Below are 17476 nucleotides of genomic sequence, written 5' to 3'. Positions count from 1 at the left end.
GTGCCGGCCACTCTCAGTTACTCCCGGCTGCCTGGAGCTGTTCGGTGGTGGCGCCGAGCAATTCCTCCCAGGACGTCACGAACTTGTCGACGCCCTCGACCTCGAGCACACCGAACACCTCGTCCAGATTCACGCCGGCGGCGGCGATCTTGTCGAAGATCTCCTGTGCCGCCGGACCGGTGCCGGACATGGTGTCGCCGGAGACGACGCCGTGATCGGCGAAGGCCGCGAGGGTCTTCTCCGGGACGGTGTTCACCGTATTCGGCGCGACCAGTTCGGAGATGTACATGGTGTCCGGGTAGTCCGGGTTCTTCACACCGGTGGACGCCCACAGCGCGCGCTGGCGGTTGGCCCCGCCCGCCGCCGACAGCCGCGCGAACACCGAAGTGTGCTTGCCGCCGTCGAATACGTCCTGGTACGCGGCATAGGCCAAGCGCGCGTTGGCGATTCCGGCCTTACCGCGCAGCTCCAGAGCCTCGGGGGTGCCGATGGCGTCGAGCCGCTTGTCGATCTCCGAGTCCACCCGGGAGACGAAGAATGAAGCGACGGAATGGATCTTGGCCAGATCGTGGCCCGCGGTGTGCGCATTGGTCAGGCCGTCGAGGTACGCGCCCATGACCGAGCGGTAGCGCTCGACCGAGAAGATCAGCGTCACATTCACGCTGATGCCCTCCGCGATCACCCGCGTGATGGCCGGAATACCGGCCTCGGTGGCGGGGATCTTGATGAACAGGTTGGGCCGGTCCACGATCTTCCACAGCTCGATGGCCTGGGCCACCGTGCCGTCCTCGTCGAAGGCCAGGCGCGGATCGACCTCGATGGAGACCCGGCCGTCGGTGCCGCCGGACGCCTTGAAGACGTCGGCGAACACATCACAGGCCGAGCGCACGTCATCGGTGGTGATGGTGCGGATGGCGGAATCGACATCGGCGCCGCGGGCGGCGAGCTCGCCGACCTGGGCGTCGTAATCGTGGCCCTTGGACAGGGCGCCCTGGAAAATCGTCGGGTTGGTGGTGACGCCGACAATGCTCCAGGTATCGATCAGTTCCCGCAGATTGCCGGACTTGATGCGACCACGCGAAAGATCATCGAGCCATACGGAGACCCCGGCGGCCGACAGGGCCGCGAGGTTGGGGTTCTGGGTCATTGCAGGACTATCCCTTCACCTTGGCGAGCGAGCGCTGCGCGGCAGCGACGGTGGCTTCGGTCGTGATACCGAACTCGCGGAACAACGTCTTGTAATCGGCCGAGGCGCCGAAGTGCTCGATCGACACGATCTCACCGGCATCGCCGACAAAGCGGTACCAGGGCATTCCGATCCCGGCTTCCACCGAGACACGCGCCTTGACCGACGGCGGCAGCACCTGATCGCGGTAGGACTGATCCTGCGCGTCGAACCACTCGACACACGGCATCGACACTACGCGCGTGCCGATGCCCTCGGCCTCGAGCGCGGTGCGCGCGTCGACCGCCAGCTGCAGTTCCGAACCGGTGGCGATCAGGATCACCTGCGGTGTGGCAGTGGAGGATTCGGCCAGCACGTAACCGCCCTTGCGGACGCCCTCGTAGCTGGTGCCCTCCTGGATCGGCAGATCCTGACGGGTCAGCGCCAGCGCGGACGGGCCGTCCTGGTGCGGGGCGTCCGACGGCACGAAGTGCGAATGCCGTTCCGCGGAGTCACGTTCCAGAATGGTGCGCCAGGCGTAGCTGGTCTCATTGGCATCACCCGGGCGGACGACGTTCAGGCCCGGGATGGCGCGCAGTGCGGCCAGGTGCTCGATCGGCTGGTGCGTGGGGCCGTCCTCGCCGAGACCGATGGAGTCGTGCGTCCAGACGTAGGTGACCGGGGTGCGCATGAGCGCGCCCAGGCGCACCGAGGGCCGCATGTAATCGGAGAACACCAGGAAGGTACCGCCGTAGGGACGCGTAGGACCGTGCAGCGCAATGCCGTTCAGGATCGCGCCCATGGCGTGCTCACGCACACCGAAGTGCAGGGTGCGGCCGTACGGGTTCGCCTTCCACATGCCGGTCGAGATCGACTCCGGGCCGAAGCTCGGGCTGTTCGGCATGGTGGTGTTGTTGGACTCCGCGAGGTCGGCCGAGCCGCCCCACAGTTCCGGCAGCACCGGGGCGAGCGCCGCGAGGACCGCGCCGGACGCCTTACGGGTGGCCATGCCCTTCTGATCGGCGGGCCAGGTCGGCAGCTGGGCGGACCAGCCGTCGGGCAGGCTGCGGGTCTGCAGGCGATCGAAGAGCGCCTTGTTGGCCGGGTTCGCGGCGGCCCACGCGTCGAACTGGTCCTGCCATGCGGCCTTGGCGGCCTTGGCGCGATCGGCGACCTGGTTGCGGGTGTGCGCGATGACCGCGTCGTCGACCTCGAAGCTCTGCTCGGGATCGAAGCCCAGCACCTTCTTGGTCGCGGCGACCTCGTCCTTGCCCAGTGCCGCGCCGTGCGCGCCGCCGGTGTTCATCTTGTTCGGGGCCGGGTAGCCGATAATGGTGCGCAGCACGATGATCGACGGCTTATCGGTCACGGCCTGCGCCGCGGCGATGGCCTCCTCGATGCCGACGACATTCTCGCCACCCTCGACGACCTGCACATGCCAGTCGTAGGCGCGGTAGCGCGCGGCGACATCCTCGGTGAAGGCGATGGTGGTGTCGTCCTCGATGGAGATGCGGTTGTCGTCGTAGAACAGGATCAGGTTGCCCAGCTGCTGCGTACCGGCCAGCGAGGACGCCTCGGAGGTGACGCCCTCCTCCATATCGCCGTCGGAGGCGATGACGTAGATGAAGTGGTCGAAGGCGCTCTGGCCCTGTGCCGCTTCGGGATCGAACAGACCGCGCTCACGCCGCGACGCCATCGACATGCCGATTGCCGAGGCCAGACCCTGACCCAGCGGGCCGGTGGTGATCTCCACGCCGTTGGTGTGGCGGTACTCCGGGTGGCCCGGGGTCAGGGCGCCCCAGGTGCGCAGCGCCTCGAGGTCGGACAGCTCCAGGCCGAAGCCCGCCAGGTAGAGCTGCACGTACTGGGTGAGGCTGGAGTGGCCGCAGGACAGTACGAAACGGTCGCGTCCCACCCACTCCGGATCGCTCGGATCGATCCGCATGATGCGCTGAAAGAGGGTGTACGCCAACGGCGCCAGGCTCATTGCGGTGCCCGGATGGCCGTTGCCGACCTTCTGCACCGCGTCCGCGGCGAGCACCCGGGCCGTATCAACGGCTCTGGTGTCCACGTCGGACCAGTCGGCAGGGTGATGGGGCTGAGTGAGTGCGCGGATGTCGTCTGTGACTGACACGACCGAGGTTCTCCTGACCTTCTCGTGAACACTGAAGTTGTCGGCGGGCTCGCTTGGCGGGGTGATGCGCGATGCGCCGACTCAATCATCCGACAGCGCACCGGACTACCCACCACCCTAAAGGTGGCCCATTCCGCGCCACGCGGGAACCCGCGTTCACCGGCCGTCGTGTCGTTGTTCGTGGCCTCGTGCGGACCGGTTTGTGACCGGTCTGTGGTCCGGTCGCGGACATATCTCGGTGCGCCCGCGCCGGACCTGGACGAGAGCACGGTCGGCGTGGGTCTACCATGCTCTGTAGTAGTAGCCGCGCCGCCACTGACTCCTTTCTAGGGAACGGCCGAGCGCGCTGCTGTTCCAGACCGGATCAAGATGCACGGCGTGCGAGGAGAAACAGTGCGGATTGGGCAACAGCCGGGTGGCGCTCACGGCTCCTCCGGAACGGTGCTGGCCGACCGCGTCACGGGCAGTGGGCCGCTGGCATCGACCACCAGGCGAGTACTCGCCTATATCGCGCTCACCAAGCCTCGGGTGATCGAGCTGCTGCTGGTGGCAACGATTCCCACCATGCTGCTCGCCGATCGCGGGCATGCGGACCTGCGGCTGATCCTGGCCACGCTGTTCGGTGGCTGGATGGGCGCGGCCAGTGCGAACACGCTGAACTGTGTCGCGGACGCCGATATCGACAAGGTGATGAAGCGGACATCCAAGCGTCCGCTCGCCCGCGAGGCGGTGCCCACCCGCAATGCCGCGGTCTTCGGCATCGTGCTCGGCCTGGGCTCCTTCGCCTGGCTGTGGTGGCAGGCCAATCTGCTCAGCGGTGTGCTGGTCGTCGCGACGATTCTGTTCTACGTCTTCGTCTACACCCTCGGCCTCAAGCGCCGGACCTCGCAGAATGTGGTCTGGGGCGGTGCGGCCGGCTGCATGCCCGCCCTGGTCGGCTGGTCCGCGGTGACCGGGTCGATCGGCTGGCCCGCGATCGTGCTTTTCCTGGTGATCTTCTTCTGGACGCCGCCGCACACCTGGGCGCTGGCCATGCGCTACAAGGAGGACTACAAGGCCGCGGGCGTTCCGATGCTCCCGGTGGTGGCCACCGAGCAGGTGGTGACCAAGCAGATCGTCATCTACACGTGGCTGACGGTATTGGCCACGCTGGCTTTGGCTCCGGCCGCCGGCGCGATCTATGCCGCCGTGGCGATTGTCGCGGGCGCGTGGTTCCTGCTGATGGCGCACCAGCTGTACTCGGGTGTGCGCCGTGGTGAGCCGGTGAAGCCGCTGCGGTTGTTCCTGCAGTCGAACAACTATCTTGCGGTCGTGTTCTGCGGTCTGGCCGTGGACTCGGTCATGGGGTGGCACACGCTGGGGCACATCGCCTTCGGGTGATCATCGACAGAACGAAACTGCCGCCGAGTCCAAAGACTCGGCGGCAGTGTGCTATCGATCCGAGGTGCTGTAGACCTGAGGCGCAATGATCTGCGGTTCTTCGGTCGGAGCTGAATCGATCTGCTGGGCCTCGGTCGGAGCTGAATCGATCTGCGGTGTATCGGCCGCAGGTGCGTCGATCGGGGGTGTATCGGTCTGAGGTGTGTCGGCCGCAGGTGCGTCGATCGGGGGTGTATCGACCGGACGTGCCTCGGTCTGAGGTGCATGGATCTGCGGTGAGTTGTTCTGTTCTGCGGTGAGGGTTTCCAGCTCGGCCTGTAGCCCGGCGACCTCGGCGGCGCGCTCATCGCGCAATTGCTCCTGCTCGGCCAGGCTGGCCCGCAGATTCTCGATGACGTCTTCGACAGCGGCCAGATTTCGATCGGCGCCCGCGAGCATCCACGCCAGCACCGCCGGTCGATCCACTTCACTGCTGACGGCCTTGACCCACGTCACCACGTAGTGCAGCCACTGCGGCTGCTTCGGCATCGTCTCTTTCTCGTCCCAGCCGCGCCGCAATGCCATCTTGTTCGAGAAGATCCGCTCCCCGGCGGCGCCCTGCGCGAGCGTATTGACGTGCACCAGGCTCAGCTTGCCCGCGCTGGTGACCACCACGTGCAGCCGGTAGTGCCCGGCCAGATGCATGCGCAATTCCGCCGCGCCGCGCCCGTCAGCGTCCATTGCGCCGAGCCAAGGGCCTTCCGCCGCATCGATAATCGACTCCAGCACCCCCAGTTGACCGACCCCGCGCCGCAGCCGGGTGGCGCGCCGACGTAGGTCTTCCGGCGTATCGGACATCTGATCCCAGTGCATAGCACCCGCTCTCTCATTGCCAAAGTCCCGGCAACCAACATATATGCGGACAGTTGCCCAGGCCGCCAAGGACGGTCGTCCGCGTAATTTCGATCGCATGCCGGGCACGGTTGCTATGCATGGGCGTTTCGGTTACGCCGCGCCCTGGGCGAATTCCATGGGCGGGAGGACAGCCTGCGAATCTTCACCGGCGAACCACATACCGATGACGAATGCGGCGGTCGCCTCGAGCAGGCCCGCGCGCTCCAAGCCGCCCGTATGGATGGGATGGCAGCCGAGCGCCTCGACCAGGAGCACGCCGAAACCCTTGCCACACCGATGGGCGGCGTGTGATGGAAACCATTCCGGTAGTGGGTGATTCGGCGAGGTAGATTCGACCTGTTCGCCGTACTGCTGCCGCGCTGTTCTCACGGGGGAGGATTCGATGACGAGTCGGAGTAATTCGGTAATTCGACGGCGAGGATGGTTACTCGCCGCGGGCATTGTGCCGATTATGGCCCTGGCCCCCGCGGCATCCGCCGAGCCGCCACTGATCAGTCCCATCAGCCCCGGCGGTGACAATTACAGCGGATATGCCGCTGTCGCTCCATCTTTCAAGGTTCTCGCCGCGCAATGGAAAGTCCCGGCGGTCACCTGCCCGCCCTTCGGCAACCTCGGCGGCGCGGTGAACGGCGCGATCAATACGATCCTGACCGGTGGCTCCGTCCTCCGAGTCCCCGGCCTGCTCAACCACCCGGGCGCCGCACTCGGCACCCTGATGATTCCGCACGTCGGCCCCTGGATCGGTGTGGTCGGCATGGGTCCGGGCGGGGACCGAACCCTCATCCAAACCGGAACCGTGGTCGCGTGCGACAACGGAGTACCGCACTATTCCGGCTTCTTCGAGACTCCCTCCTTCGGTAACCAGGCCGGAATGCCGGTCCCGGACGCCGACGCCCCCGGCAACGGCTGGGAATCGCCGCCGACCGTCCCCGGAGACGACATCGCGGCAACGGTCACCTGGGACGGCCACACCACCTACCGCATGACGGTCGCCGACACCACCCAGGGCTGGCACTACGGCGCCACCTTCGAGAACTCCGTAATCCCGACTGCAGCCCTGGCCGTCTCCGAATCCATCCCCTACAACGTCCCCACCTACACCCCCATCACCTTCACGAACGTCACCGCAGACGGCCGCCCCCTAGCCGCCTACAACCCCCAATCCCTCTCGATCGCCGCCCCCCGCATCACCCCCACTCCGATAACAGGCGATTCCTTCACGATCCCGTCCCCTTGAGGTGTTGCACCCGATCGTCACGAATTCGTCGAGCCGCGCATAATTATCCGAATTGACTGGGCAGCAAGGGATTCAGGAAGAATTCTGAATCGTGAGGCCAGTTCCTCGGTCCACTCGTGGGTGCCGCCGGTCGGTGCTCGAGGGTGGGTGGGGGTGTAGGGCGGCAGTACAGTGCCCAGGTGGCTGTCACCGTGGAAGCACTGACTGTGGTCCATGATGAAATCGTCGAGGCGTTCGACCGATTACTTCCGAAGCTGTCGAGCACGGCGCGGCGGCTGGATCGAGACGCGTTGGCGCAGTTGATTTCTGCGGAGTCGACTACGGTGCTGGTCGCGCGCGTTAGCGGAAAGATCGTCGGGACAAAGATCGTCGGGACATTGAGATCGCGTGGAAGAAATCGGCCTGAGCGGTCAAAGATCGCGCCAGGACTGCATTTTTTGCCGGTCTGGCGGGGTTTTTGACCGCTCAGGCCGGATACGCCTCCGAAAGCCGTTCTCACTCAGATGAAATGCCTGCGCGAACGCTCTACGGGCTGAATCCATCTGCGCCTGTCATCGGTGGCGCTGTCGCCGGCGGGATTCAATGCTCGGCGAGGAATGTGAGGATCGCGGTCGCGAGCTCGGGTGCGGCGAACGCGCTCCCATGATCGCCCGGCACGCGGACGAACTCGGCATTGGGTAGGAGCGTCGCCAGCAGATCGGCGTCGGCGCGCTCGTCTTGATCGCCGATCGCGACAAGCGTCGGGACGGTTATCAGGCGCAGGGCGGCTTCGGGTGTGGGCACCAGCGAGTCCAGCACGTGCAGCATTACCCGAGGGTCGGCACCGCTCTGCGATATCGCCTGCGCCGTGCGCGCATCGGGTGAGTCCGGCTCGATCGCGATCCCGTTGACAAGCGCGGTGAGCACACGATGATTCGCCCCGCCGCCCTGTGGACCACTCACCTTCGCCAGCCCCTGACCGGCCACGACCGCCCGCCCAGGCATAGCACCCCGCGCGAGCATGCGCACCACGACCCGCGCCCCGAGCGAGTACCCCGCAAGGTCGTATTCTCCGTCACCGAGCCCGAGCTGCTCGACCAGCGCAATCCCGTCATCCGCCAGCACATCCGGCGGATACCCGGCGACGAAATCGCGCGGCTTCGCGCTATCCCCGTAGCCGCGGAAGTCAGGAAGAACAACACGATGCCCTTGCGCGGCAAGCAGCCCGGCCGGACCGTACTCGAGCATGAGCGAACCCACACCACCGAACCCGGGCAACAGGATCAACGGTCGCCCGGACCCGATCTCATGCCATGCTAGTTCTACGCCGTCGCGGCCAATGAATCGATACGCCCCCATAGGTTTTGGATCTTAACCTGAATTCACCGCGGCGGTTCACAGGTGGGGGAGCATTTCGGGCTGTGCGAGTCGCGTGATGGTTTCCGCCGGGCTCCTATCGCTGCGGCCGAAAACCGCATCGAAGTAGGCCAGTAGGTACGAGCGTTGCAGGTCGAGCGAGCGGGTTGCGTCGATCGGGCCTATCGCGCTGTTCCTCGAGTCTGGGCTGACAACACCTGCTGTGGCCAGTTGTGCCACGATCACTTGTTCGTCGGTGAAGGACATGTGCCGGGCGCCTGTGATGCGCAGGGGCAGCTTCAATCCGGTGTTGCTCGCCCACAACGGTTCCCAGCCCGGGTGTGCGAACCACGGCGAGTTGTCGGCGGCGAGCATCAGCATCGGCCGATCCAGTCCATCGGTGGCTACGGGGCCGAGGATCGGCCCATCCAGATTGACACCGGCAGCGACCCTCGAATCGTCGTGCATGGTTTGAGCCGTTGTCGACCCGCCGAGCGAATGGCCGAACATACCGACCTTCGTCAGGTCCAGATCATCGGCGAGGTGTTGCGGTAGCGCAGCATCCGCCTCGGTCGAGTGTGCAGCCGCGGCAGTGAGTTGATCGAGAACGAAGCGCGTATCGGCCACCCGGGTCGGGAGTAACCCTTCCAGGACGTTCGGCGACGAATCCACCTGCACCACACTGTGTTCGGTGTGCCCATCGGGGAATTGCACGGCGAATGCTTCGTGGGTGTGGTTGATGGCGACCACGACGTAGCCGTGGCTGGCGAGGTCCTCGGCTTGGGCGGTGTTCAACCCGGTGGTGTCGTCCAGTCCTGGGGAATTCAGCAGGATCGGAAACCGCCCGTTGCCGGTGCGGGCGGGCTCGTCGCTGCGGCTGTGGCTGGGCCCGAGCGCCCAACTGTCGGGGGCGACTCCGCTCTGGGCGAGGCCGTAGCTCTGTTCTTGTTGGCCGCCCGGGGGCATCCACGGTGCTATGGGTGCGATGTCGGCGTCGTCGGCGGGGTACCAGATCTGCACCATCAGTTCGCGTCGTTGGTCCGGATCCCAGGGGTCGGCGCGGTTGGTGTCGGTGAGATGCCATTGGGTGAGGCCGACCGGATCGGGCCCGGTCGGAGCGGGCAGGGTGATCGTGACGGCTGTGGGTGTGACGGGGCCGGCCTCCGCGACGCCGGTAGCGGTTGTGGCTGCCATCGACGCTGCGGCGAGGGCCAGGATATGCCGTCGTAAACCCTTGTGTTCCAAGATAGTTTCCCCGAATTCGGTGTAGGCCTCGGTTGGCCACCATGCAAGATCAGAATTGGGCAGGGGCTGCTGATCGTTGAGAACTGCTCGCCCGTCGGGACATCCGCTGGAATCAGGCGGTGACCATGCGTAGCTCGGCCAGGGCGTAGGTCTGCCAGCTCAGCCGGAGCTGGTAGTCCTCACGCGCGCCGGTCACGCTCAGATGCGGATAGTGTTGCAGCACAGCGCGTACCGCGTGCTGGACCTGCATTTCGGCGAGCCTGGCGCCGATGCAGTAGTGCGGACCGTACCCGAACCCGAGATCGGCCTTCCCGGCATTGTCGGGATCCGAATGCGCTGAACGCACCGAGAGGAATACGGTGTCACCGCGCGGGATTGTCACACCGTTGACCTCGAGGTCGGTGGTGGGGAAACGACGCAGCGCGTAGTTCACCGGTGAGTTCTCGTTGATGAGCTGCCTGATGAATTTCGCGAATTCGACCGGCTCGCCGAGGATTTCGCGGGCGTGGTGCTGCCGGTTCCGCACGATGTCGTCCAGGACGAGCGCGGTCAAGCTGATGACGTTCTCGATTCCGGCGACGATGGTCAAGAACGCGAGGCTCATGAGTTCGTCCTCGGTGAGTTTGTCCTGCCCGTCGCGGGTGGCGATCCAGGCCGAGAGCAGATCGTCACCGGGTGCACGCCGCTTGTCCGCGATGACACCGGCCACCAGCCCCAGGAGGGTGACCATGGCCTTGCGGGTGTCCTGCTCATCGGGGGAGGAATCCACGCGCAGCACCAGCGCGGATGCGTCTCGGAACGCGCCAAGCTGTTCGCGGGGCAACCCGAGCAAAGCCCCGATCACGCGCGCAGGCAACGGCTCACAGAACCCGTCCATGAGGTCGATCTCCCCGGCGGCGGGCAGGTCGGCCACCAGCTTTGCAACCGTCTCGGCCACGATCGCTTCCTGCGCGCGGTGATGGCGAGGGGCGAAGGTTGCTCCTCGAATCGACACAGGTGATGAGAGCTTCACGATGTGCGTACGTGCCGGGTTCAGTCTCGAGTGGCGCGGTCACTGCGTACGGCTGATCTCAATCGGTAACATTTGATATCGTTGATATCAAATGTAAGGAGGTGATATCGCATGAAGAACGTGACGATCCGAAATCTCAGCGACGAAGTACACCGAGCGATCCGCCAGCGCGCGGCTGCCCACGGCCGCAGCACCGAGGCGGAGATCCGTGCCATCCTCACCGATGCTGTCCAACCGGCCGAGCGGATCAAATTCGGTTCGATGCTCGCAGCGGCCGGGCGCGAGATCCAACTGACCGACGAAGAGCACGCTGCACTCAGCAACCGTGACCGCACTCCGGCCGAACCCTTGGAGTTCGAATAGTGATCATTCTGGACACCAACGTCATCAGCGAACCCCTGCGCAAGGCCCCGGACCCGCGCGTCGCCGAATGGCTAGACGCCCAGAACATCGAAACCCTCTACTTGACCGCCGTCACCGTAGGCGAGCTCCGGTACGGCGCGGCCGCCATGCCCGAGGGCCGCCGCCGCGATCTACTCGTCGAGCAGCTCGAAAAACACACGCTGCCATTGTTTTCCGGCCGTGTGCTGGCCTACGACCTCGAGGCAGCCGCGGAATACGCGCGCCTGATGTCCACCGCCCGCGCCGGCGGGCATGCCATCGCCACCGCCGACGGCATGATTGCCGCCACTGCGGCCGCCGCGGGCTTCACCGTAGCCACCCGCGACACCGCACCCTTCGAGGCCGCTGGAGTGCCCATCGTCGACCCGTGGCAATAGTCCACGGCCGCTGTGGGCGGCGGGACCTTCCCAGTTCCCGAAGTCTTTCCTGTGCACCGATTCTGGACGCGATACTGATCGGTCCCGAGGTAGGCCCTTGGGAAGCAACGATCGTCGCCTGCTGATCGACGGAATTGCACTCACCTGAAGCCTCGGCCGCGAGGGGCGGCTGAGCGCTGAGCTGGCCTGCTGCGGCCTCAGCAGCCTGGTTGGAGAGGGAAGCAGGCTGGGGCGATGGTGGTTTGGGGGATGGTGGGGTCGGTGGTGGTGGGGGTGGTGGATTGGTGGGTGAGGGTGGTTTCTTCGGCGGGGCGGGGTTTGTTGTTGGTGGTTGTGGTGCGGCCGGTGCACATGGCTGCCACGGCGAGGATGAGGACCAGCAGGACCAGGGCGCCGACTATGGGGAGGTCGCGGCGCCGGCGGGGGCGGGCTGCCTTGGGTGGGCGCTGGGGGTCGGACCAGAGGGGGAAGCCGGGGGCCGGGTTTTGGGACTGGCCGGCGGAATAGTTTGCCTGGGGGCCGTTTTGGGGGGCGGGGCCGCCCTGCAGGGGGCGAGACTGCTGGCCGCCTTGCCATCCTGCGGGTGGGGACTGGGGTGGGAATTGGCGGGGGCGGCCCGCAGGGGGGCCAGCGGGGCCCTGGGGGGAACCGCCCTGGGGGTATTGCTGTTGGGGGGCGGGGGCGCCGCCGGTGACTGCGCGATAGGCGGCGGCTGCTGCTGCGGCGCTGGCGATTTCGGCGCCTGCTGCCGGGCGGCGGCCTGCGGGCTGTGAGAACTGTTGTGCGGGTGGGGCATCGCGGCCGGGGCCGGTGGGGACGGCGCGGCCGGCACCGGGGCCGGGGCCGGATGGAGCGCCTGAAGGTCCCGCCGGAACGCCTGGGAGAGGCGCAGCCTGGGAGCCCGGAAGCGGACCCGCTGGGGCGCCTGAGGACGGTCCGGCCGGCGCGCTGGAGGGCGGGCGCGAAGCAGCCGCCGGGGGAGTCGGCGGCTCTGGCGACGGGACGGGGACCGAAGGAACCACGACCGTCGGGGCGGCGGACATCGGCGGGGGAGAGGTCCGGGCCGAATCGGGCGGGGGGAAACCCTCCGAAACCAAATCGGAATAGGTTGCGGCGGCGGCGAATCCGAGCGCCCCGAGCGCCTGGCCGACCTGCGCGGCGTCCCAGGACGGTTCAGCGCCCTCGGCGAGGCTGGTGAAGTAATTGCGCAGCGACGAAGGGCCGTCGCCGATGAGGACGTCGATACCGGGTGGGAGGGCGCCCTTTTCGAGCTTCACGCGACTGCCGAGCTGGGGGCACAGCAGGACCAGACCGCTGACGGGAACATTCTCCCGGCCGGGCGCGGAGCGCAATTGGCCGGCGAGATGCACGGTCTGCTGCAGCACTCGCTCGAGCGGATTGGCGTCACCGTCGATCGGCGCGGGTTTACCGTCGACCGTCCACGGCTCGTCCTCGGCGCACGAGAGGGTGCCGGTGACGCGCTCGGTGAAACCGTGCACCCCTACCACCACACTGGTCTGCGGCGTCCACACCACGATGTCGGCGTCCTGGCACTGCACTATGGCGATACCCGGCACGGCGTGCGGCCCGCTCCACGATTTGAGCCAGTTCACCACGGTGCGCTCGGTAGCCGACAACCGCGACGGGTCGTCGTTCCGGACCTTCACCAACATCCCAGACCACCTCTGACCGATGCATCTACCCTTCGGCCGCCCGAACGGTCGCCGCGACCACCTTAACGTCTCACGCTGCGCGGTCGCGGCGAATTGTTTTGCGCGGCAGCAAGATCATTCTGCATGGTTCGGCCCGTTGCCGCGCAGGGGGAGTCCTACCGGCCGGTTGGGGGAGCGACCCGGGGCAACCGGCCGGTTTGTCTGATTGCTACCGCAGCAACGCCCCGACATAGCCGTCGGGACGGATCAGCACCCGGGTTCCATCGCCGGCTCCGTAGGCGCGGTAGGCGTGCCCGTCGGCATCGATGAGGTCGTGCGCACCGGCCGCAACCCCTGGTCGGACCACCCGCACGACCTCGGCGGGCCGCCCGAACGAGACGCTCTCGATTTCACCCGGCTCCTCGGCCCGCAGGGGCCCGAAAACGAGCAGCGTCGCATGCGGGCCACGGAACATGTCGAACAGGCTGACCGCCTGCCCCGCCGCATCGGCAAGCGGTGCGTCGGGTGCGCGATCACCGCTGTGCAATCCCTCGCCCTCACCGGCGGCATACAGCTGCCGGTAGCTCAGATCCAGCTGCTGGGTGCCCTCGCGATCCATGGCATTGGGATCCCCCTTGACCGTTTTGTCCAGCAGTGCTGAGCTCAGCCCGAGCACCTGCGCCGCGATCGCACGCCGCTCGGCCTGATAGGAATCGAGCAGCGGCTCACTCTCCGCCCCCGGATTGCGCAGCGCCGCTTCGAGTTTCCACCCCAGGTTGTAGCCGTCCTGCACGCCGGTATTGAGCCCCTGCCCACCCGTCGGCGGATGCACATGCGCGGCGTCACCGGCGAGGAACACCCGCCCGGCCCGGAAGCGTTCGGCCAGCCGGATATTCGGCCGCCATACCGTCGACCAGCTCAAGTCGCTCAGGGTGACATCGGTCCGGCCCGACCGCCGCTCCAGATACTCCTGCAGCACCGCCAGATCGGCATCGGAGTCGGCGCTGATCGGCGCCGCGAACTGGAACTTGCGCCCACCCGGTAAGGGGGACATGGCGATTCCCTCCATCGGATCCTGCGGATCGGCGAACCAGTAGCCGTGCTCGTGATCGAGCGCATCGGCGCGTATATCGCCGAGCAGCATGCGAATCGATTCGTCGGTGGTGCCCTCGAAGGCGATGCCGAGCGCCTTGCGCACCGTGCTGCGCCCGCCGTCCGCGCCCACGAGGTAGTTCGCCCGCACGGTCTCGCTCATGTCGCCGTGCCGCAGCGTGGCCGTCACACCGTCCTCGTCGGCGGTGAAATCCGCCAGCGCGGTGGCCGATTCGACCTTCACGCCGAATTCCGCCAGCCGCTCCCGCAGGATCGCCTCGGTATCGGACTGACCCAGCACCCATGGATTCGGGTGCGGCACATCGGGAGTGGGCTCCTTCGGTGCGGTCATCCGCCGCTCCATGACGAACTCCCCACTCAGGAAAACCTTCATGAGCGGCTGCGGGATGCCCGCGGCCAGCACCGCGTCGAGGACCCCGAGATCGTCGAACACCTCGAGCGTGCGTGGCTGGATGCCGTCCCCGCGCGAGCCGTCGAAGAATTTCTCGGCCCGATCCACAATGCGCACCGCAATACCGCGACGAGCCAGATCGATGGCGAGGGTGAGGCCGGTGGGACCGGCGCCGGCAATGAGTACCTGCGGCGACATGGCGACTCCAATAGATGAATATAGATTCACTGAATATAGATTCAGTATTGTGGATGGTAGTTTCCGCTGTCAAGGAGGTGGTTCGAATGGCTGGGCGTCGCCAGGAGCGATCGACGGAGACCGAGCAGGCGCTCAAGAGCGCCGCCCGGCGGCTCTTCGCCGAACGCGGCTACCTGAACACCAAGATCACCGATATCACCGCGGCGGCCGGCCGGGCGGCGGGCTCGTTCTACAACCACTTCGCCGGCAAGGAAGAAATTCTCCAGGCGCTGCTGAACGACCTCGAGGCAGAAGGGGATGTCTCCGCCGAATCACCGGACCACAAACCGGATTTCACCGATCCGGAGGCGGTGCGCTACCACGTCGACAGCTACTGGAGCTTCGCGCGCCACAACTGGGCGGTGCTGCGCGCCACCTCGCAGGCCGCCCTGGTCAGCGAGGACTTCGCGCGCATAGTCAGCGATTTCGGCGCACAGCAGCGCACGGGCATCCGCGACCACCTCGACGGCTTTCCGGCCGCCGGCCTGGAACTTCCCGGCAGCCCGGACGTCAGCCTCGCCATCATGTTCCTGGCGACGAGCGCACTCCTGCAGGCCGTCGAGGACGGCGCGCTCGACGTGACCGACGAGCAGGCCGTCGACGCCCTGACCCGTTTCATCTACCGCGGCCTGACCGGCCGCGACATCACCTGATCAGGGCAGCAGCACAACCGATCCGGTGGTCTTGCGTCCCTCCAGATCCCGATGCGCCTGCTCGGCGTCGGCGAGGGCATAGCTCGCGCCGATCCGGATCTTCAGAGTTCCGTCGGCAATGGCATTCATGATGTCGCCTGCGCGCCACAGCAATTCGGCACGATCGCGCACATAGTGCGCCAGCGTCGGCCGCGTCACGAAGAGCGACCCGGCGGCATTGAGCCGCTGCAGATCGAAGGGCGGCACCGGCCCGCTGGCCCCGCCGTACAGCGCCAGCATGCCGCGCACCCGCACCGAGGCCAGACTGGCCTCGAAGGTGTTCGCGCCCACCCCGTCGTAGGCGGCCGCCACACCCACCCCATCGGTGAGTTCCCTTACGCGCGCGGCGATGTCGTCCTCGTAGCGCAGCACCTCGGCGGCGCCCGCGTCCCGGGAGAGCTTCTCTTTGTCATCGGTGGACACGGTGGTGATCACCTGCACCCCGCGCGCCGCCAGCAGCTGCGTCAGGATCAGCCCGACCCCACCCGCCCCGGCGTGCACGAGCACGGTCTCACCCATCTCGGGCTTGTAGATCGACTCGATCAGATAGTGCGCCGTCATGCCCTGCAGCAGTGCCGAAGCGGCGACCGGGGCGGGCACCCCGGCGGGTACCGGAATCGCGAATTCGGCGGGAACGAGCACCTTCTCGGCATAACTGGCGGACGCGGTCGCCCACGCCACCCGATCGCCGACCCGGAACTCCGTGACCTCCGGCCCGACCGCCGCCACCACGCCGGTGCCCTCGGCACCCGGAATGTAGGGCACGGGTGTCGGATAGCGCCCGGTGCGGATATAGGTGTCGATGAAATTGACGCCGATCGCCTCGGTGTCCACCAGCAGCTGTCCGGGCCCGACCTGCGGGTCCGCTACCTCGGCCGGCCGGAGAACCTCGGGACCGCCGTGCTCGGAAACCTCGATGGCGCGCATGACTCTGTTCTACACCCGCCGGGCGGTCGGGTCGTGAGCGACGCAGGGAACACCGGCGCTTCGCGAAGTCGGGTTTACCCGTGGGTAAACTGGCCCGCATGAGCGCTACCGCCGCATCGGCACCTGCCAAGCTGTCGCCGTCCGTCATCGATTCGGTGAAGGGATTCCTCGCCGAGCACGGCGGCAGTGCCACCGCGGTGCTGCAGCCCGTCGGCCGCATCGGCGTCCGGGTCACCCTCGTCGGCTCCGACGGCATTCTCGGCGACCGGGTCGTCGGTGATCTGGAGACCGCCAAGGCGCTGGTCGCCGCCGTCGACGGACTCACCGAGGCCGACGAGTGGAACCGCGAACTCATCTCCACCGTCACCCCCGCCAAGGGCCACTGGGCGAAGATGGCAGGCTGGGTAGCCAAGCAGAAGCGATTCCCCAAGGCACGCAACGAGAAGTAGGTCGAATGAACCCGCAACCCGCGGGGGGCGTGCACTCACCGAGGACACCGTGTCCGGTCGAGTGACAAAACAGGCGCAGCTGCGTTCCGCGCTGACGACCCTGTGCGCAACGCTGCGCCCCGGCGAAATGCTGCCCAGTGAACGGCAACTCTGCGACGACTACCGCGTCAGTCGCATGACGGTGCGAGAGGTGCTGGGCCAGCTCGAATCCGAGGGTGTCATTACCCGCATCCCCGGTAAAGGCACCTTCGTCGCGGAACGCGTCGCGCGCTCGCGACTGCATATGGCCTCCTTCAGCGAGGACATGCGACGGCTGGGCCGCACACCGAGCACCGTGGTGCTGCACACCGATATCGGCGTACCGCCGCCGGCCTCGATCGCCGCGCTCGGAATCGGCACCGAGGACAAGGCCTTCCACCTGGTGCGGCTGCGGCTCGCCGACGGGTTGCCCATCTCCATCGACGACGGCTGGTACCGGGCCGATCTGCTGCCGGGCCTGCTCGATCATGATCTGACGCAATCGCTGTACTCACTGCTCAATCGTGAGTACGACTGCCCCGTCGACCGTGCCGATCAAACGGTGCGCGCGGTGGCCTCGGACGAGCGGAATGCGGGCTGGCTCGGCACCGATGTCGGGTCTCCGCTACTGGCCTTCGATCGCATGTCGTACTCGCGGGACCGGTGCGTCGAACATGCCCAATCCTGGTACCGCGCAGACCGATACCAGGTCTACATGACTGTTTCGGCGGGCGACGGCGGTCAGAACGACTGAGTCGCAACCGAACTCGGCGCGGCCCCGAACATGATTGAGCCCCAGCCTGATTCAGGCCGGGG

Annotated in this window: 18 protein-coding genes; 8 read left to right on the top strand and 10 right to left on the bottom strand. The window is 66.8% G+C overall.

Annotation, left to right across the window (positions count from 1 at the left end):
• Positions 1-13: 13 nt before the first annotated feature.
• Both tal and tkt read right to left on the bottom strand, forming a co-directional pair.
• The gene (tal, locus tag OG716_RS16180; RefSeq protein ID WP_405138419.1) at positions 14-1147 is read right to left on the bottom strand and encodes a transaldolase; all 1134 of its coding nucleotides are present in this window, start codon (positions 1145-1147) and stop codon (positions 14-16) included.
• A gap of 7 nt (positions 1148-1154) precedes the next feature.
• Positions 1155-3299 carry a transketolase gene (tkt, locus tag OG716_RS16175; protein ID WP_405138418.1) on the bottom strand — a complete coding sequence of 715 codons (2145 nt, stop codon included), beginning with the start codon at positions 3297-3299 and terminating at the stop codon, positions 1155-1157.
• Positions 3300-3692: 393 nt separating this feature from the next.
• On the opposite strand from tkt, the gene OG716_RS16170 reads away from it, so the two are divergent.
• Complete coding sequence (locus OG716_RS16170) at positions 3693-4679, top strand: heme o synthase (protein ID WP_327145773.1); 987 nt, start codon at positions 3693-3695, stop codon at positions 4677-4679.
• A 51-nt stretch (positions 4680-4730) separates the two neighbouring features.
• On the opposite strand, the gene OG716_RS16165 is transcribed toward OG716_RS16170, so the two are convergent.
• Both OG716_RS16165 and OG716_RS16160 read right to left on the bottom strand, forming a co-directional pair.
• Entirely contained in the window at positions 4731-5516 is a 786-nt protein-coding gene (locus tag OG716_RS16165; RefSeq protein WP_405138417.1) for a hypothetical protein, read from the bottom strand.
• Positions 5517-5663: 147 nt separating this feature from the next.
• The gene (locus OG716_RS16160; protein ID WP_405138416.1) at positions 5664-5828 is read right to left on the bottom strand and encodes a hypothetical protein; all 165 of its coding nucleotides are present in this window, start codon (positions 5826-5828) and stop codon (positions 5664-5666) included.
• 127 nt (positions 5829-5955) lie between these two features.
• On the opposite strand from OG716_RS16160, the gene OG716_RS16155 reads away from it, so the two are divergent.
• Both OG716_RS16155 and OG716_RS16150 read left to right on the top strand, forming a co-directional pair.
• Positions 5956-6810: a G1 family glutamic endopeptidase gene (locus OG716_RS16155; RefSeq protein ID WP_405138415.1), complete on the top strand. Its 855-nt coding sequence runs from the start codon at positions 5956-5958 to the stop codon at positions 6808-6810.
• A gap of 179 nt (positions 6811-6989) precedes the next feature.
• Positions 6990-7271: a hypothetical protein gene (locus OG716_RS16150; protein ID WP_405138414.1), complete on the top strand. Its 282-nt coding sequence runs from the start codon at positions 6990-6992 to the stop codon at positions 7269-7271.
• A 118-nt stretch (positions 7272-7389) separates the two neighbouring features.
• Here OG716_RS16150 and OG716_RS16145 read toward each other — a convergent pair whose 3' ends face one another.
• From OG716_RS16145 to OG716_RS16135, 3 genes are all read right to left on the bottom strand, one after another.
• Positions 7390-8067, bottom strand: a complete 678-nt coding sequence (locus OG716_RS16145) for an alpha/beta fold hydrolase (RefSeq protein ID WP_405138413.1) — start codon at positions 8065-8067, stop codon at positions 7390-7392.
• A 117-nt stretch (positions 8068-8184) separates the two neighbouring features.
• Positions 8185-9390, bottom strand: coding sequence for an alpha/beta hydrolase family protein (locus OG716_RS16140; protein WP_405138412.1), 1206 nt, complete (start codon positions 9388-9390; stop codon positions 8185-8187).
• A gap of 112 nt (positions 9391-9502) precedes the next feature.
• On the bottom strand, positions 9503-10327 hold the full coding sequence (locus OG716_RS16135) for a cytochrome P450 (RefSeq protein WP_405138411.1): 825 nt from the start codon (positions 10325-10327) through the stop codon (positions 9503-9505).
• Positions 10328-10513: 186 nt separating this feature from the next.
• On the opposite strand from OG716_RS16135, the gene OG716_RS16130 reads away from it, so the two are divergent.
• Entirely contained in the window at positions 10514-10765 is a 252-nt protein-coding gene (locus tag OG716_RS16130; RefSeq protein WP_405138410.1) for a FitA-like ribbon-helix-helix domain-containing protein, read from the top strand.
• Positions 10765-11181 (top strand): type II toxin-antitoxin system VapC family toxin, encoded by a 417-nt coding sequence (locus OG716_RS16125; RefSeq protein ID WP_405138409.1) that lies wholly within the window; start codon positions 10765-10767, stop codon positions 11179-11181. The genes OG716_RS16130 and OG716_RS16125 overlap by 1 nt, the downstream gene beginning before the upstream one ends.
• Before the next feature lie 197 nt (positions 11182-11378).
• Here OG716_RS16125 and OG716_RS16120 read toward each other — a convergent pair whose 3' ends face one another.
• Both OG716_RS16120 and OG716_RS16115 read right to left on the bottom strand, forming a co-directional pair.
• Positions 11379-12854, bottom strand: coding sequence for a hypothetical protein (locus tag OG716_RS16120; RefSeq protein ID WP_405138408.1), 1476 nt, complete (start codon positions 12852-12854; stop codon positions 11379-11381).
• Positions 12855-13062: 208 nt separating this feature from the next.
• Positions 13063-14535, bottom strand: a complete 1473-nt coding sequence (locus OG716_RS16115) for an FAD-dependent monooxygenase (protein ID WP_405138407.1) — start codon at positions 14533-14535, stop codon at positions 13063-13065.
• 86 nt (positions 14536-14621) lie between these two features.
• Between OG716_RS16115 and OG716_RS16110 the strand changes: the two genes are divergently transcribed.
• Positions 14622-15227, top strand: a complete 606-nt coding sequence (locus OG716_RS16110; protein ID WP_405138406.1) for a TetR/AcrR family transcriptional regulator — start codon at positions 14622-14624, stop codon at positions 15225-15227.
• Here OG716_RS16110 and OG716_RS16105 read toward each other — a convergent pair whose 3' ends face one another.
• The gene (locus tag OG716_RS16105) at positions 15228-16193 is read right to left on the bottom strand and encodes a quinone oxidoreductase family protein (RefSeq protein WP_405138405.1); all 966 of its coding nucleotides are present in this window, start codon (positions 16191-16193) and stop codon (positions 15228-15230) included.
• 98 nt (positions 16194-16291) lie between these two features.
• On the opposite strand from OG716_RS16105, the gene OG716_RS16100 reads away from it, so the two are divergent.
• A complete protein-coding gene (locus tag OG716_RS16100) occupies positions 16292-16642 on the top strand; it encodes a hypothetical protein (protein ID WP_355120047.1) in 351 nt (116 codons plus the stop codon).
• Positions 16643-16703: 61 nt separating this feature from the next.
• A complete protein-coding gene (locus tag OG716_RS16095) occupies positions 16704-17414 on the top strand; it encodes a GntR family transcriptional regulator (protein WP_355120045.1) in 711 nt (236 codons plus the stop codon).
• Positions 17415-17476 lie beyond the last annotated feature (62 nt).

The sequence above is a fragment of the Nocardia sp. NBC_01388 genome (genome assembly GCF_045040085.1).
In the GTDB taxonomy this organism is placed as follows: Bacteria; Actinomycetota; Actinomycetes; order Mycobacteriales; family Mycobacteriaceae; genus Nocardia.
The sequence above is the reverse complement of the archived record's forward strand: the minus strand, read 5'-3'. Positions and strand labels throughout refer to the sequence as shown.